The organism is Methanosarcina baltica, assembly GCF_055394095.1.
Genome location: NZ_AP042463.1, coordinates 2,030,182 through 2,047,085, shown reverse-complemented (window position 1 = coordinate 2,047,085; position 16,904 = coordinate 2,030,182). Strand labels below are relative to the sequence as shown.

At 46.1% G+C, this 16,904-nt stretch carries 14 protein-coding genes; 10 read left to right on the top strand and 4 right to left on the bottom strand.

Features of this window, described 5'->3' with window-relative positions:
* Window positions 1-165: 165 nt before the first annotated feature.
* Window positions 166-1,473: a COG1361 S-layer family protein gene (locus ACZ5QV_RS08840; protein WP_464599479.1), complete on the bottom strand. Its 1,308-nt coding sequence runs from the start codon at window positions 1,471-1,473 to the stop codon at window positions 166-168.
* Window positions 1,474-1,872: 399 nt separating this feature from the next.
* Entirely contained in the window at window positions 1,873-3,174 is a 1,302-nt protein-coding gene (gene iscB / locus ACZ5QV_RS08835) for an RNA-guided endonuclease IscB (protein WP_464599478.1), read from the bottom strand.
* Window positions 3,175-4,353: 1,179 nt separating this feature from the next.
* Between iscB and ACZ5QV_RS08830 the strand changes: the two genes are divergently transcribed.
* The 8 genes from ACZ5QV_RS08830 to ACZ5QV_RS08795 all read left to right on the top strand — a co-directional run bounded on the left by ACZ5QV_RS08830 (window position 4,354) and on the right by ACZ5QV_RS08795 (window position 12,006).
* Window positions 4,354-4,662 carry an Hsp20/alpha crystallin family protein gene (locus tag ACZ5QV_RS08830; RefSeq protein ID WP_464599477.1) on the top strand — a complete coding sequence of 103 codons (309 nt, stop codon included), beginning with the start codon at window positions 4,354-4,356 and terminating at the stop codon, window positions 4,660-4,662.
* A gap of 63 nt (window positions 4,663-4,725) precedes the next feature.
* Window positions 4,726-4,935: a DUF1059 domain-containing protein gene (locus ACZ5QV_RS08825; RefSeq protein ID WP_464602073.1), complete on the top strand. Its 210-nt coding sequence runs from the start codon at window positions 4,726-4,728 to the stop codon at window positions 4,933-4,935.
* Between the two features lie 118 nt (window positions 4,936-5,053).
* Window positions 5,054-5,263: a TOBE domain-containing protein gene (locus tag ACZ5QV_RS08820; RefSeq protein ID WP_464599476.1), complete on the top strand. Its 210-nt coding sequence runs from the start codon at window positions 5,054-5,056 to the stop codon at window positions 5,261-5,263.
* 527 nt (window positions 5,264-5,790) lie between these two features.
* Window positions 5,791-7,137: a type I glutamate--ammonia ligase gene (gene glnA / locus ACZ5QV_RS08815; RefSeq protein ID WP_464599475.1), complete on the top strand. Its 1,347-nt coding sequence runs from the start codon at window positions 5,791-5,793 to the stop codon at window positions 7,135-7,137.
* A gap of 525 nt (window positions 7,138-7,662) precedes the next feature.
* The gene (locus ACZ5QV_RS08810) at window positions 7,663-8,715 is read left to right on the top strand and encodes a class II glutamine amidotransferase (RefSeq protein WP_464599474.1); all 1,053 of its coding nucleotides are present in this window, start codon (window positions 7,663-7,665) and stop codon (window positions 8,713-8,715) included.
* Complete coding sequence (locus tag ACZ5QV_RS08805; protein ID WP_464599473.1) at window positions 8,712-10,223, top strand: glutamate synthase-related protein; 1,512 nt, start codon at window positions 8,712-8,714, stop codon at window positions 10,221-10,223. Before ACZ5QV_RS08810 ends, ACZ5QV_RS08805 begins: the two co-directional genes overlap by 4 nt.
* Before the next feature lie 2 nt (window positions 10,224-10,225).
* A complete protein-coding gene (locus tag ACZ5QV_RS08800; protein WP_464599472.1) occupies window positions 10,226-10,969 on the top strand; it encodes a GltB/FmdC/FwdC-like GXGXG domain-containing protein in 744 nt (247 codons plus the stop codon).
* 5 nt (window positions 10,970-10,974) lie between these two features.
* Window positions 10,975-12,006, top strand: a complete 1,032-nt coding sequence (locus ACZ5QV_RS08795; RefSeq protein WP_464599471.1) for a Coenzyme F420 hydrogenase/dehydrogenase, beta subunit C-terminal domain — start codon at window positions 10,975-10,977, stop codon at window positions 12,004-12,006.
* A 154-nt stretch (window positions 12,007-12,160) separates the two neighbouring features.
* Here ACZ5QV_RS08795 and ACZ5QV_RS08790 read toward each other — a convergent pair whose 3' ends face one another.
* Window positions 12,161-13,501, bottom strand: coding sequence for a YVTN family beta-propeller repeat protein (locus ACZ5QV_RS08790; protein ID WP_464599470.1), 1,341 nt, complete (start codon window positions 13,499-13,501; stop codon window positions 12,161-12,163).
* Window positions 13,502-14,071: 570 nt separating this feature from the next.
* Here ACZ5QV_RS08790 and ACZ5QV_RS08785 point away from each other — a divergent pair.
* The gene (locus tag ACZ5QV_RS08785; protein WP_464599469.1) at window positions 14,072-14,803 is read left to right on the top strand and encodes a winged helix-turn-helix transcriptional regulator; all 732 of its coding nucleotides are present in this window, start codon (window positions 14,072-14,074) and stop codon (window positions 14,801-14,803) included.
* 162 nt (window positions 14,804-14,965) lie between these two features.
* Here ACZ5QV_RS08785 and ACZ5QV_RS08780 read toward each other — a convergent pair whose 3' ends face one another.
* Entirely contained in the window at window positions 14,966-16,168 is a 1,203-nt protein-coding gene (locus ACZ5QV_RS08780) for a M24 family metallopeptidase (protein ID WP_464599468.1), read from the bottom strand.
* Between the two features lie 158 nt (window positions 16,169-16,326).
* Between ACZ5QV_RS08780 and ACZ5QV_RS08775 the strand changes: the two genes are divergently transcribed.
* Window positions 16,327-16,863, top strand: coding sequence for a DUF2284 domain-containing protein (locus ACZ5QV_RS08775; protein ID WP_464599467.1), 537 nt, complete (start codon window positions 16,327-16,329; stop codon window positions 16,861-16,863).
* The last annotated feature ends 41 nt before the right edge of the window (window positions 16,864-16,904 follow it).

Sequence of the window (16,904 nt, the reverse complement as noted above, 5' to 3'; positions counted from 1 at the left end):
GCCCCCTTACAAAAATCCCCATAATATACCCATTACTATAAGGGGGCCTGAATATAAGGCTTTGACTTTCTATGACTTTCGTTGACTTTCTTTTACGTATTAAATTATTTTGAAAGCAGTGCCCCGTTAATCACTCGTAACGAAGAGTGTCCACAGGGTTCATTTTCACCCCTGCTTTTTCTTCCTGTAGATAAAGACCCCGGCAACTATCAGGATGAGAAGACCCAGACCTGTAAACAACTTTGTTGAACCTCCTTCCTGGCCCTCAAATACCCGGGAAAGCTGCAGGTTGCTAACAGTATTTTCGTGCCGGTTGATTCCGTTGCTGTAGCTTGCGGTAAGGGTCAGGTTAACCGGCCCTGTCAGGGAAGAGGGAGAAATAGAAGAAGAAGAAGAAACATCCTCCGCCCCAGCCCCTTCCCCGGAACCTTTCCCGAAATCTGTGAACACGTCAAACTCGATTGTGAAGAGTTCGTCCGGGTCCATAGGCCCTATGAAGTATTCGGGGGGATAGAACTCGATTCCCTCGGCTTCAGGCCTTATGATTACGGAATTGAACTCGTTTGGGTGGGTGTTTGCCACATCAAACTCGAGGGTTGCTTCCCCGTTTACCAGTTTCAGAGGTTTGGAGGGAATAACCTTCACATTGGAAGAGTCTACATCGAGGGGGATGTTCTTCCTGCTGTTATATTCAAAAGAGTTGCCTTCCACGGAAAGTTCCAGGTGGTAGGTCCCGTCTTCCACGGCCTCTGCGACCTCGACATTGAAAGTGAGGTCAATTTTGTCCCCGGGCCCCAGGATCCCCATTTCCCCGTAGGTGTTGCCTGTAACCGTGACCCCATTCTCTGAAGAACTGAGGACAGCCGCCTGTATCCTGGCATTGGTATCGTAGTCCCTGCCCCCAATATTTATCGTGGAGGATTCCGCGGTGTTTCGAAGAGTCAGGGTAACTGTTCCCCGGTCTCCGGGCATGAAGACCTCGGGGTCGGAAACGATCTGTTCCAATTCCACCGTGCCCTTGCTGTCAAAGGTTTCGGTCCCGACCCTGATATCAAAAGTGTCCTCACTCCAAGGAGCGCTTTTTTCACTCTGGGTGCGGATGTCTATGGAACGGGTCCCTCTCTGAGCGTTTTTATCGACAAAGAGATGAAACTCCCTTGTAGCGATCTTTTCCGGGGAAAGGGCCCCGATGTTCTGTATGGCGTTGGCAGGGGAATCCAGAGAAAACGGATAGTCGGGGATAAGCTCTATTGAGGCATCTTCTGCCCATTCCCTGCCTACATTTTCCACCTGGACGGTCAGCTCTATATATTGCCCGATCTCGGCCGGATAGGGGTTTATCTCAATAATCGTGACTTTAAGGTTTGGCCCGCTGACCGCGGCAGAGGCAGGGGCAATAATAACGGATGCAATAACGAATGCGACAACCAGCATGAAAAGAGCTGCTTCACAAATACATTTTACATTTCTCATTGTCAATTCACCCTGAATAAGCCGAAAACTTTGAAAATTTAGATGTCTCGAAAACTCAGTAATGCGTCTTCGGTTAAGTGAAGAATCATGATAAACTGCTTCCGTCTTCACAACAATTTTCGATGATTTAATCAGATTGGGGAATGGAACAGGGTCCCGCTTTTAGGTGTAGTGTCAAAAAGCAAGCACTGGTAATACCTATTATAACTTTTTGACCGGCATCCTTAGAGCCTGGAACTGAAATGGCCTTCCAGGGTAACTATGTATTCTCCTATCGACTGGCAATCTTTTGAAACGCCTGATTGGTGGCCTGGTCAACCAGGACTTGCTTTCCCAGACAAGCTCCTTATACTAAAATCGGATATTTTAGGGAGGGAGAGTTGACCTATCCACAAAAATTCAGGCAGGGAGCCCGGTTGCTTTAGCGCCGGGAGGAATGCCGCACTTCTCTGTCGAATATTCATAACCATCTGTCCTCTGTAATACTTTGAAGTATTTTTTATTAATTGAGATCCTTTTCCCCTCTTTGTTTTTGATGTCGAAACTACCCGATTTTCTACAAGCAACGGAACCAAACCATGTCCCTTTGTACTTGCCTTTGGGTACAACCGCCTTGACTGTATCGCCAGTTTGAAAACCAAAAAAGGTTTTTTGCCTGGGAAGGTATGAACGAGGAAAGCCGTACTTATCGAGATTTGTTCTTTTATACTGCCCTCTTCCTTTTGCTTTGATATGCAGGACGTTGTTTGTTGCAAAATTGATTTTTTCTGGAGTGGATTCTCCTACACAAATAGCATCGAAATGATGATCTTTTGGCAGCTCTGCCCTGATTCTATTCATTTTTGTCCTTGCACCCGTGCCGCATTCTACAGGAAGGCCCGTTCTCGTCAAAACTTCGAAAACTTTCCATCTGGTAGCTGTTACAATCGCAGCATCTTTAAGCGGCTTTTTAACCAGGTTATATACTTCTGGATGTCCAAACTCTTCTGCAGTTTGACTTCCTTTTTTCTGGTTGCATTCTCTACAAGCCAATGTTAAATTGGAGACTCTGTTTGAGCCCCCTCTGATTTTAGGAATAATGTGCTCAATTTCTAAAGGAACGTTTTCAGCTCCACAGTAGACACATTTTCTACCGAATTTTTCAAGCAGGTATTCTCTTATCTCATACCCTTGCAGCTCCCCCTGCTGGTACTCGATTCCACTTATCTCAGGGTTTTGCATGAGTTGAGTATCAAACTTGCAGTTTTCATAGGAAATATGTGTCAGAGGGCAGAGTTTCCTGAGCCTTTCGACCCAATTTTCAATGTTATCTACACGGCTTTGCAGGGATGGAGGCAGCCAGCCTTCCCGCCTTTTCCGGTTCAGAAACCTCGGTTTTCGATAACGGGTGTTTCGATTTCGCCGTGTTCTCCGCATTGATCTTCTGCTATCCATATTCTTTTTTATGCTTGTTTTGTGGTGCAACTGTGCAACCCAGACAACATTTGAGCCTTTCAGAATAGCAAGACCCGTGTGACGGCTACCGTAATCTATTTTTAGTCTAAAAGCCGAATTGTCCTTAGACTCTTTCAGCTCTTTGAGTCGAATTGTAAAGGGATATTTTTTGTGAATAAGCGCTTTTCCCGCTTTAAGCAGTTTTCTTGCAACTGCTTCATGGCAGGGACTTAACGGCTCTTTGTTTCTGTTCAGTACAAAAATCATAATGGATTTCTCCACTCTGCATTGGAAACGAATTCCCGCAGCAGGTAACGCAATTTTTAAATTGTCTCCCCTCGCCAATGTTGGAAACGCTTGTCATGCGTAGCACACCGTCCCTACCTCTCAGGACTTTTAATACTACACGATAGAGCTGCAAACTGAGGAAGCATTCGCAGGTATCAGTCGGCTAAGTCGGAGGGATTACTCCCTCTTTCTCGCCTAAGAACTGTACGTGAGACTTTCACCTCATACAGCTCAAGCATCTCTTAACCCGTTAGGGCAGCAGTTATTTGGTTAATAACTGCTTTCGTAAGTCATGACTTGCAGCCTATTAACATGTGTTTTGTTTGTAAGCTTCTCGCGGATTGATTTCTCGATCAGCGTATTTGAATGACTTACATTCATAGGTCATACCTTCATTCTTACGTTTTGATACCACGGAGTAAGTCTGCATCCTTTTGGATTAGGGCAAATTTTGAACCCCTATACAGTTCATTACAAATTGTCATTCGCTTTCTACTCCTTTCCTTTACCCTCTATGTCATTGTCATCCTTTGCAGGATTCCTACCCCGAGGGGAACATATAGGGCTTACCAAGTTCTATAAAATGAATAATTGTGAATACCTTAGAAGCCATCTTTAAACCGAAAATCATATGTCCATTTCCCAATAAGTATGTCAAGCCTTATTGGTCTGATTTCATTACCATTTTGGTTCAAGCGTATCAATCTAATTTCGCTTGTTGTTGGTCACGATTCTTACAATGGTTCACATTACGTTCTTCTTAGAATTCTTATCCTAACAGATGGTTTAGATTAGATTTCTAAACTTCTCCATATTGTCATATGAGCTTCACACCTTGACGTTACCATCAACGCATGTCATAGTAGGATTATCCCAAATGGAAGGGATAGCGTTACCGCAATTCATATTATAGCTTTCTTGTCGCACTGACATTTCCAACGTAGTCAATTAAGACTTAGGCTGGTCAACTAGGGCTTATACAAGCCCCACTGCTTCAGCGTGGGGTAGTTGACACCGCAGCATTTTTCCTTAAATATACCTGTAAGATATTTATAATAAATATTCTATATATTATCTGTGTAGTCCATGGGGAATAAATCAATTTTTTAAAACATTTGTTTTGATGAAAATTAGATATGCAAATCGGGGGGAATATTCATGCTGGGGCCTATACCCAAGATACTAAAAACACCTATAATAGCCATGTATCACGACGACGATCATGAAAATCTTACTATTGAAGTAGAACTGCCTGATGTGAGTAATGAAAATATTACCATCCTGATGCATGAAAACAGCTTTTACCTGAAAGCTTTCAGTGAAAGTGCGGAATACATCGGGTCCTTTTTCCTTGACGGGCCCGTTGACCCCGACCAGGCTATCGCAATAAATTCAAAGGAAATGCTCACTATCAATGTCCCCTATAAAGAGGAATATGGCTGTGCAAGGAACATTCCCATCATATAATAGGAAATAAAATATTGCTTTTTAAGAAGTAGTTGATCTAAAATTTTATAGGGGGGATTTTACATAAAAATTGTAAAATGCAGGGATCTGGGGATAAACTGCGACTTCATTTCCGTAGGCAATGATGCTGAAAAAGTGAAAACAGATATGTTTGAGCACCTGGAAAAAGACCATAAGGACCTCCTTGCCAGCATGTCAGAAGACGATATTAACGATATAAAAGGCAGGATACTGACCCTGCTTTCCAGAAGCTGCGGATGCGGAGCACTATAATAATATTCAAGTAGCCTCAAGCAGCTCCTTCTGCAAAAAAAAGCCGGGCCGCCTTTAGCCATCATTCGAAAAATCAATATCAATAATAAGCATTCAAAAAATAAGGGAGTGAAAAGACATGAAAGTAAGTGCAAGGAACGTTATGAAAGGAAAGGTAACGAACATAGACCACGGGGTCGTAAACTCGGAAATCACACTTGAACTTCCGGGTGGAGCGGAACTGGTGTCCATAATCACAAAAAAGTCCGCCGAAAGCCTCGGGCTGAAAGTCGGAGAAGAGGCCTATGCCATAGTCAAGGCGACAAACGTGTTGATTGCCATAGATTGAGTCGGTTTTTGAAGCATTAGCTGGCTCTGGGGTCCAAAAAACAGTAACATGCAAAACAGTATAAACATTACATTTTTTATATAATTTATAGATCTCATGCGGGAAGGAAATAATATGCTCTTTATATAATTTTTAGATATCATGCGGGAAGAGGGGGGCTCTCGTTCTCGATGTTTCTAATTGAAAATTAGAAACTCCTGTTAAACCTATGGTTTAACACGACAGTCGAAGGCTGACAGGGAAGGAAAGTACACAAGATATTAATTTTTAACATTTCCAGGATGTTGTCCACTGGATTTTGTTCATCCCCCATTGTAACAAAGAATTAAGAGAAGAAAATAAGTCCTGCTGATATAGTTGACACTTTTCAAAAAAAGAAAGATTTCTCTGTAGGCACCTTAATATGCCCAAAAAATCAATATTATGTTGAGTATTTCTTTATTTATATACATAAGCAAAAGTAGAAAATTATAAATAATATTAAATAGGTAATAGGTTACCGTTTTCCTGTTTGAAAGAGGGATCAAATGACTCAAAAAGAAGAAAAGCCAATGACAAAGGAAGACGTACTGGAAAAGGTACAGGAATGTGACGTTAAGTTTATCCGGACCCAGTTTACGGATACTCTCGGGATCATAAAGAGCTGGGCGATCCCTGCCGAAGAGCTCGAAGGAGCCTTTGAAAACGGGGTCATGTTTGATGGCTCTTCTATCGAAGGTTTCACACGGATTGAAGAATCGGATATGATGCTCGAACTGGACCCATCGACCTTCCGGATACTTCCCTGGAGACCCTCAGTGGGGGCTGTGGCCCGTATCCTCGGAGACGTTAAACTTCCGGACGGAAAAATATTCAAAGGAGACCCGCGCTACGTCCTGAAAAGTGCGATTGCCGACGCCGAAAAATTGGGATATTCCATGAATGTAGGGCCTGAACTTGAGTTCTTCCTCTTCAAACTGGACGAAAATGGGAACCCCACAACCGAACTCACGGACCACGGCGGCTACTTTGACTTCGCCCCCCTTGACCGGGCCCAGGATGTCAGGAGGGACATTGATTACGCCCTTGAGAATATGGGCTTCAAACTGGAAGCATCCCACCACGAAGTGGCCCCCTCCCAGCACGAAATAGACTTCAGGTTCGGAGACGTCCTGACAACGGCCGATAACGTTGTCACTTTCAAGTATGTGGTCAAGTCCATCGCATACCATAAAGGATACTATGCAACCTTCATGCCAAAACCCATCTACGGAATTAACGGCTCGGGCATGCATGCCAACCAGTCCCTCTTTAAAGACGGGGAAAACGTCTTTTACGACCCTGAAACTCCCAACGGACTTTCGGAGGAGGCAATGTACTACATAGGCGGGCTGCTGGAACACATCATGGAATTTGCAGCAATTACGAACCCGGTGGTAAACTCCTACAAACGGCTTGTCCCGGGTCACGAGGCCCCCATCCACATCACCTGGTCGAACAGCAACAGGAGTTCCCTGATCCGTATCCCTTCTGCAAGAGGCAAAGGGACAAGGGTGGAACTCAGGTGTCCAGACCCGGCCTGCAACCCCTACCTGGCCTTTGCACTCATGCTCAGAGCAGGGCTTGACGGGATAAAGAACAAAACCGACCCCGGAGAACCTACAAACATAAACGTCTTCGAGCTCACTGAAAAAGAACGTCAGGAAAGAGGTATAAGGTCCCTGCCCGCAAACCTCAAAGAAGCAACCGACGAGATGAAAAAGAGCGAATTCGTACGCAGCTCACTCGGGGACCATGTCTTTGAAAAATACATCTGCTCGAAGACAAGTGAATGGGACAAATACAAGGCAATAGTCCACCCCTGGGAACTTGAGACATACCTGCACATGCTTTGAGGGACCCGAAAAAATGAAGCGGTTGTATGTCTGTACCTGATCTACAGACCAGCCTGCTTTTAACTTTTTATGAAAAATTGAGTTTTTTGACGGCCAGGATTATCAAAAATCTTTTTTGAACTGCTTGAAAATAGCCAGAAAAACCGGGGCCTGCATCGGTTTTTAGCGACCTTTCTCCCTCCCTATAATACGGGAAATTTTATATATAGTGAGGGGGGTATTAACTTACCTGCTTCTTATTGCAGGAGTTCTAAAAGCTTTGAGCTGACAATGGATTAGCCCTCATCAAAGGAATTACTACTACCGAATATTTACAAGCTTATGGCTACTGTACAGAAAAACGGGAAACCGGACAAAAAAGTAGACCGTTGCGGAACACTCAGTTATTCACATTATGCTCGTAGAGGCAGGTGTTGAGATCCGTATATATTATGTACATGTTTTTGCAAATTTTTAAAACACATAGGCTTCGATTGTCTAAATACCTTTTAACCTTATAACTAATTTATTTTTGAAGTGATTGCAATGTGTGGAATTATCGGCGTTATAGACCGAACAAAGTCCAGGATGGACGGTTCGTGCATAAAAGCCGCCCTGAGCCTCATGAATGAACGAGGTAGCGGAGACGGGGCAGGCTATGTTGCATACGGGATCTATCCTGACTATGCAGACTGCTATGCTCTTCATGTTTTTTTTGACAACATGGCAGAACCAAAAGAAAAGGTTGACGAAATCCTCCAATCCCATGGCACAATAGTGCACCAGGAAGAAATCCCAACAACCGAGCAACCAGGCCTGAAAAAGGTCCATATCCCCTGGAGATACTTCTTCAAACCCTTCAAGGACCAGATCGGAGGCAGCTTTGGCTCCGAAGAGGACCTTGTCAAGGACATCGTAATGGAAGTAAACGCAGGGATAAAAGGTGCTCTGGTCTTTTCCTCCGGGAAAAACATGGGTGTATTCAAGGCCTCGGGCTGGCCTGAAGACGTGGCAAACTTCTACAGGATTGAAGAATACAAAGGCTACATCTGGCTTGCCCATAACCGTTACCCCACAAATACTCCAGGCTGGTGGGGAGGCGCTCACCCCTTTAACCTCCTTGACTGGTCGGTTGTGCATAACGGAGAAATCACCTCCTACGGGACAAACAAGCGTTATGTGGAAGGGTACGGCTACAAATGCACCCTCTTAACGGATACCGAAGTCGTAGCCTACCTCTTCGACCTGCTCGGAAGAAAGCACGAGCTTTCCACAGAAATGGTTGTTAAAGCCCTTGCCCCTTCATTCTGGGATGAAATCGACCGCATGCCCCCTGCCGAAGAAGAACTTAACCGGGCAATCCGCCTGACCTATGGCTCCGCTCTCATGAACGGGCCTTTCGCAATCGTGGTTGCCTCAAACGACGGCATTGTTGGCTTTACGGACAGGATAAAACTCCGCCCCCTCGTGGTCGGAGAAACTGAAAACAGGCTCTACATCTCCAGTGAAGAGTCTGCAATCCGGGTACTTGAACCCAATATTGAAAATGTTTATACTCCCAGAGCAGGAGAACCCATCATCGGGAGGTTTAACGAATGACCCTCGGAAGTGTACCCCCCCGCTACAAGATCAGTATCGACCGGGAACAGTGCATGGACTGCGGTCGTTGCATTGAAAACTGTTCCTACGGAGTGTTCAGGAGAGAAGGAGACCGGATAATAACCGAGTCCCGGAAATGTACCGCCTGCATGCGCTGTATCGCCATGTGCCCACGGGACGCAATTAACCTCAGGGAAAACCCTGTGGACTACCGCAGCCACCCGGTCTGGACCAGAGAAGCCAGAGAAGACGTCATCAAGCAGGCCCGGAGCGGAAAGATTATCCTGTCAGGCATGGGAAACACGCAGAATCACCCGATCATTTTCGACCAGCTCCTGCTTGATGCCTGCCAGGTAACAAACCCGAGTATTGACCCCCTGAGAGAACCCATGGAACTCAGGACCTATATCGGGAAAAAGCCCTCCAGGCTCCAGTTCAAAAAGACCGAAGCCGGAGACGTGGAACTTGAGACAAAGCTTGCCCCCAACCTTCGGATTGAGACCCCGATCATGATCGGACACATGAGTTTCGGGGCCATCAGCTTAAACGCCCACCTCAGCATGGCAAAGGCCGTGTCCGAACTCGGGACCTTCATGGGGACCGGAGAAGGCGGGATGCACAGGAAACTTTACCCCTATCAGAATAACCTGATCGCCCAGGTAGCCTCAGGCCGCTTCGGGGTGGACGTGGACTACCTGGAGAGGGGAGCTGCAATCGAGATTAAGATCGGCCAGGGAGCAAAGCCGGGAATCGGCGGACACCTGCCGGGAGAAAAGGTCTCTGCGGAAGTTTCCATGACAAGAATGATCCCTGAAGGAAGCGACGCCATCAGCCCTGCTCCTCACCATGACATTTACAGTATTGAAGACCTGGTCCAGCTTGTTCGGGGCCTCAAGGAAGCAACCGAGTGGAAAAAGCCGGTCTTCGTAAAGATCGCGGCCGTACACAACGTTGCAGCAATTGCGGCGGGAATTGCCCGTTCTTCTGCAGATGCGGTTGTAATCGACGGTTACCGCGGCGGGACCGGAGCTGCCCCCAAGGTCTTCAGAGACCATGTGGGAATCCCGATTGAGGTTGCCATTGCAACTGTTGACAAGAAACTCAGGGAACAGGGAGTCAGAAACGAAGTCTCCATTATCGCAAGTGGCGGGATCAGGAACAGCGCTGACCTTGCAAAGGCCATTGCGCTTGGGGCAGACGCGACCTACATAGGGACCGCGGCCCTTATCGCCATGGGCTGCCGGGTCTGTGGAAACTGTTACAGAGGGCTCTGCCCCTGGGGAATTGCTACCCAGCGTCCCGACCTTGTGAGCCGGCTTAACCCCGAAGAGGGAGCAAGACAGGTCTCGAACCTTATCAAGGGCTGGACCCTGGAACTGAGTGAACTTATGGGTGCTGCCGGAATCAACAGTATCGAGAGTATGCGTGGAAACAGGGACCGCCTGCGCGGGTTCATGCTGGACGAAGGGCTGCTTAAAGTGCTTGACGTGGAAATCGTGGGGGCCTGAATATGACGCTCAAAATCGATGCAAAAGATATGCATTACACCCCTCTGAACCAGCAGATAAGGGCTGCCGTGGCCAACGGCGAAAAAGAAATCGTGCTTGACAACGTGCTCGGGCAGCGGTTCATTGCCGACGGCTTAAGAGGCGACGACGTGCGCATTGTCATTAACGGGGTCCCCGGTGGGGACCTTGCAATGCTCATGAACGGCCCGACCTGCATTGTGCATGGGAATGGAGAACACGCTCCCGGAAACACCATGAACAAGGGCCTGCTTGTAATCCACGGAAGTGCCGGAGACGCAGTGGCCCACAGTATGCGCGGTGGAAAGGTCTATATCCGAAACAATATTGGGTACAGAGGCGGCATCCACATGAAGCAGTACGCTGTGGACGCAAGGCCGATCCTGGTAATAGGCGGGACAGCCCACTCCTTCCTTGGAGAATACATGGCAGGCGGACTCGTGCTCGTGCTCGGGATCGGTCTGGAAACGTCCATGACCGACCGCGGGATAGGCAGTGGAATCCACGGCGGAGAGATCGTTATCCGTGGAGAAGTGGAGGACCACCTGCTCGGAGTAGGCGCAAAGAAGTTCGAGTTCACGGAAGCCGACCTCGAACGCATCAAGCCGGAAATAAAGGGATTCTGTACCCAGTTCGGGCTTGACCCCTCCGAGTTTTTGAATACCAATTACACAAGAATAGCTCCTGCAAGCAGCCGGCCTTTTGCAGGAAAGTACGTCTGGGAGTGATTCTGATGACAGAGTACAAAGTAAGTAAGGATTACAGGGACCTGAAAGAGGCAGTCTGGGACAAGGACCTCTGTGCGGGCTGCGGAGCCTGCATTGCGGTCTGTCCGGCAGATGCCCTTTACTTCGAAACCGGCAAGAACTCTTCAAGCCCCATTAACAACGGCTACTGTAAAGCCGCGGTGGACGACGTGCCCTGTGGAGCCTGCTATGAGGTCTGCCCGAGGTTAGATGAACAACCTTCAAGCCTCCTTGGAGACTACCTGGAAATCAAAGCCGCAAAAGCCGAGTTTGAGGTCCCGGGAAAACAGAGCGGAGGGGCTGTTACCGCCCTTCTTGAAACCGCTCTTGAAAACGGCCAGATTGACGCTGTGGTCACGGTCAGCCAGGACCCCTGGACCCTCAAACCGAGTTCCACTGTAATCACCGAAAAAGAAGCCCTGATCAGCCAGGCAGGCAGCCGCTACAACTGGTGGGTCCCTCTGGTCTCGGCCCTCAAGGAAGCCGTGGTCAGGAAGAAGTACAGGAACATCGCAGTTGTTGGGGTCCCCTGTGTGGTCCAGGCAATCAGGAAGATGCTTGAGAGCGAGCACGATCTTGTCAGGCCCTACAAAAAATCCATCCGTGTCGTGATCGGCCTTTTCTGCACCGAAAGTTTCGATTACGAAAAGCTTGTTGCGGGTAAACTCAAAAAGGAGTTCGAGGTCGAGCCCATGCAGATCTCCCGTATGGACGTGAAGGGCAAGCTCGAGATCACCCTGAACGACGGGACCGGGTTCCTCATCCCCCTCAAAGAGCTCGAAGACACCATCAGGCCTGGCTGCCAGGTCTGCACGGACTTTTCGGCTCTTAAATCCGACATTTCCGCAGGGGCCGTCGGAAGCCCTGACGGTTACACAACCCTGATCGTCCGCACCCCGGTAGGCAAACACCTCCTGGACAGTGCCGTTGCCAGTGGAAAGCTGAGCACAAGCGACGAGATCAGCCTCGGGATTGTCGAAAAGCTTGCAACAAAGAAGCTTGCAAGGAAACCGGAATAAATTTACGGATAGAAATCGATTTACAGTAACTTTAAAGGTGAAGCTTCGGGCTTTATCTTATCTCTTTTTTTTATTGGACCGTGGGATCTGCTTAAGCTTCACAATATTTTACATTAAGTTGACAGCAAATTCACCCCGGGTTATCCAGATCCAATTACTTCATTCTGAGTTTCCATCCGCCATACAGGCAAATCAAACTTCCCAATAATCCGAAGCCCGGAGCGGAGTTATTTTTGCTCGATTCATTTTCACTTGAGCTACTACCATTATCAGATTCAGAATTATTATTGTTTGAATTATTGAACTCGACCACGTTTGTTTCTTCAGAGTTTCCTTCATCAGGTGATGATAAGTCAGTCTCTTCAACTCCTATATCTTCAGTTGCCTCGGAGCTTGCCTCTATACTTTGATCAGCCGTATTCGAATCTATAGAAGGCCAAATGTAAGTTCCATTACAGTATATTCTACGATATTTTTCCGTATTCACCGTGGCTATAACCTTGTTTGTGGCTGTGTCAATTACAGAAATAGTATTGCTTCCCCAGCCTGTTACATATACCTTTTTTCCGTCCGGGGTGACCTCAATGTTACCAGGATTCTTTCCTACAGGCACAGCGGCCGTAACCCTGTTTGTAGCTGTATCAATTACAGAAACAGTGTTGTTTTGCCAGTTTGTCACATATACTTTTGTTCCATCCGGAGTGACCGCAACGCTGCGAGGATTTCCTACAGGCACAGTGGCCGTAACCCTGTTTGTAGCTGTATCAATTACAGAAACAGTGTTGTTTCGCCCGTTTGTTACATACACCTTATTTCCATTAGGATTGACTGCAATTGCATAGAGAGAAGGTCCCACAGACACAGTGTCTATAACTTTGTTTGTAGTCGCGTCAATAACAGAAGTAGTGTTGTTGAAACCATTCGTAGCATAGATTGTATTTCCATCCGGTGAAACTGCAATATCATGAGAAATCAGGCCCACTTCAATCCTGTCCACTACGCTGTTTGTGGCTGTGTTGATTACAGAGATGTAGGTGCGGTCACGGTCCGTCACATAAACCCTTGTTCCTTTCGGGTTGATCGCAAGTTCCAGAGGGTAACCTCCTACCTCCACTGAGGTGCTAACCGTATTTGTCGCAGTGTTAATTACATGGACATTGTCATCACTGAATGGACTTGCCACATATGCCTTTGTTCCTGCCCTGTTGACTGCAACATCTCTAGGCCAGCCGTCTATAGGCACCAGAGCTGTAATATCGTTAGTTGCTGTGTCAATTACAAAGACAGTACAATCCGCAGTACATGGCACGTATAAAGATGGAGCTGCACCTGCTCCGCCCATCAGTATTAAAATCACAAGTGCTGTTATTCCCAGAACTCTTATGAGTGTATTTTTTCCGCATGTTTTATTAGACATTGCTACAGATGAGTGTGGAATCGAAAAAGTGTCAATCGGCATTGCTGATATGGTTTTACTTTTTGAATTACTTTTCATATTTTTTCCTCAAGAAGTGTTGAATTAATTTCAGGTTAAAAATAAAGAGAAACTGGAAGAAATAAATTCAGGATAAAACACCCTTCTTTTCAGATAAATTCCCCAAGAATGTGATTCTGGATAATCAAACAAATGAATAAAAATGAAAATCTAATGGAGTTACTCATTGCTCTGACAATTTGTAAGAATGTTGAAAAGTACTTTAAAGTAGATTTATATTAGTTTTCCGGCCAGACCTTCAAACTATTGAGCTAGCAGCATTATGAATTTTCCAAAAATTTGAATTCAGGTTTGGTATATTTTTCAAAAAGCGTGTACTGAAGAATGAATTAGAACTCCCAAAAAAATATAATGGTCCAATTTGCCGAAATTAAGCACCAGACCGTAAATATTCAGTTGGACGATTTGGCCATAAAAATTAAATAAGTTTCATTAGAATTAATTCTGAAAAAGTTGAAACATGTTAAAAATGCGTTAAAAAAGAGTTTCTGGAACAGGAAAAACAGAAAGAACGGACAGAACAAGCAGCCGGAACAGAAGACAATTCTGCCTGGATTAAAGGTAAAAACTATGTGGAAGATAAGCTTACTTTTTATTCTGATCCTGAGTACCATATGTCCAGCTAATGCAGATACCGGAGGATATACCGTAGGCCCCTGCCCACCTCAGGAAGAACTCAATAAGTTGAGTGGTGCCGTCGATACGAGCGGGGCGGACAGGACTCTCACGTTCCGGGAATTTCCTCTGTCGTTCAAGATAGCTTACATTATGGGGTATCTGGCCGCCTTTCTTTCCATATTCAAGCTGGCCCCTTTAATTCTGGGAAAGGTCAGAGTCCGGCAGGGAAAGGAAAACAAACAAAAAATTTATTGTTACATACAGCAGATTCCGGGGTGCACGATATCCGAAATCTCAAGAGAGCTGGAAATTAACCGGGGAACTGTAAAATTCCATCTTGAAATGCTTAAGGCCAGAAATAAGATAACTTTAATGAGAGGCGGAAAATTCACAAGGGCCTTTCAAAACGCCGACCATTTCGCAAGCAGCGAAAAGATAATAATAGCACATCTAAAAAGCAGCACAAGAAAACATATACTTCATAAGATCCTGGAAAACCCTAATATCACAAATCAGCAGCTTTCAAAGGTCCTGCATCTGGACAAAAGCACAACTTACTGGCATATAAAGAAATTAAGGGATGATAGGATCGTTTTTTCAGAAACAGAAGGAAAATACAGGAAATATTTTGTAAATCCGGCTCTCAAAGCGGTCCTTCTAAAATGGCTCATGTATGAGTTTTGAGTAATTTATTCGGGCTTAAAAAGGCTCTTCACTGTTTTGTGTGTATAGCCATCACAAAACAGGCCCCCATCTTTGAGTTAAGATTCTTTATACCCATAGGAAATGGCGAAGAGCCACTATAATTTCTCTATAATATTCAACCGGAATCTTGATTTTCGCCAATTAAAATACGGGAATCAAACCCGGATTGTCCCCGGTAATGCATTCTCCACCTTCAGAACTTACTATGAAGGTATTTTCAATCCCCACCATTCCGAGCTTTTCAATTCCTTTTTTGGGTTCGAGGGCAAATACCATTCCTTCCTGCAGGGGCTCATCAAAGCCTCTGGCAATTACAGGGGTTTCATCGACAAATAAGCCAATACCGTGCCCGAGGAACTTTACTTTATGGTTCCCAAAACCCATGAAATTTTCCAGGAATTCCTCATCCAGCTTATTCATTATGGTATTGTAGATTTCCGAGGGGATGGCGCCGGGTTTTAACATCGATACAGCTTCATTTTGTATGTCCACGCATTTCCTGTGGATATCTATGGCATACTGGGGAAGAGATGATCCGAACATGTATGTCGTGGTTTTATCGGTGTGGTAGCCTTCAACTTCGCAGCCTATATCAACAAAGACCAGGTCGCCTTTCTTTAATTTCCGGTCCCGGCTTCCAAGTTCGGGTACTGCAGGACTCAGTCCGCGCTTTCCGCCGGGCCCGTTGAAATAACAGGGATAAATGGAGCTTTCCCCAAAACAGACGTTTCCCAGAACCATACTCGTATCAAACATTCCAAATCGGATTACTCCGTGGTGTCCTTCTTCTATCATAAGTGAAAACAGTTCGCTTTCGAGATCTGCTTCACTCATCCCTTCCCGCAGCATCCCGGGCACGAGGTCTTCGAGTACATGCTGATGAATTCGGCCGGCTTCCCGCATCAGGGAGAGTTCGTATTCGCTTTTTACGGATCTTACGGCGGCAATCTGAGGATCAAGGGGTTTGACGGTCTTGAAGGGGAAGTACTTTTGAAAGCGCTGATACAGGGCCAGAGGGACTGTTTCGGTTTCCAGATAGACCGTATCCGGAAGTTTACTTCCCTTAATGACACTCCCCGCAGCATCCCGGAAGCTGTTCATAGGTTCGATACGGGAAAATAAGGATTCTTCAAGAGCCCTTTCATAACTACGCCGGACCCAGAATGTTGCTTCCTCATTCCTCGGGATAATTAGCATCCCGTCCTGCATCGTGCCGGTTAGGTAGTAAAGGTTTATTTTACTGAAGAAAACGGCCATATCCCAGTCGGGATTTGATGTATCCATTTGTTTTCTGAAGCGGCTTATGCGATTTTCCAGTTCATTTAAAGGTACTTTTTTTGTCATGGGGATATCTATTAAGATTATTTCTGCAAATTATAGAAAAGTATCCCAGGTAGTTTAACTCAGGTAGTTTAACTCGGGTAGTGAAAGCAATTATCAGGGCGCAGTTACCAGGATATAGCAAGCAAAAATTCAAAAATTAGAAAGAAGGGGAAAGCAAATTGTCCGAAAAATTAAACAAGCTGATTGAAAAGGCCTCAGAACTTGGGATCGAAGCCTACTCACTGGAATCGGGAGACATAGCCGTTGAAAACAGAATTTCCCTGAAATGCGCCTTTGGTTGCCCAAGCTACGGGAAACGCCTGAGCTGCCCGCCTCACATCCCTTCCATTGATGAATTCAGGAAAATCCTGGAGGAATACTCCAAAGCTCTCCTGCTTGTGGAAGAGCACGACACAAAAACCGAACCTGACCTGATAAAGGCCTGGTCTCGCCTGCGAAAGGACTCTTTTCACAAAATGCTGGAACTTGAGCTGGAGGCCTTCAGGGAAGGTTTTACTTACGCCCACCTGCTCAGGCCCGGCTCCTGCAACGAGTGCGAAAAATGCGGAAAGAGTTGCGCAAAACCCCATTTAAGGCGCTTTGCCCCTGAGGCTGTGGGAATCAACCTGCAAAAGACCATGGAAAAAGCGGGGCTTGAACTTGAGTTCTGCAAACCGGAAAAAACAAGCTGTGTTGGAATTCTGCTTGTGGACTGACAAAGGATTCAGGAAAAGAGCTCGGGAAAAGGGTTAAGAAA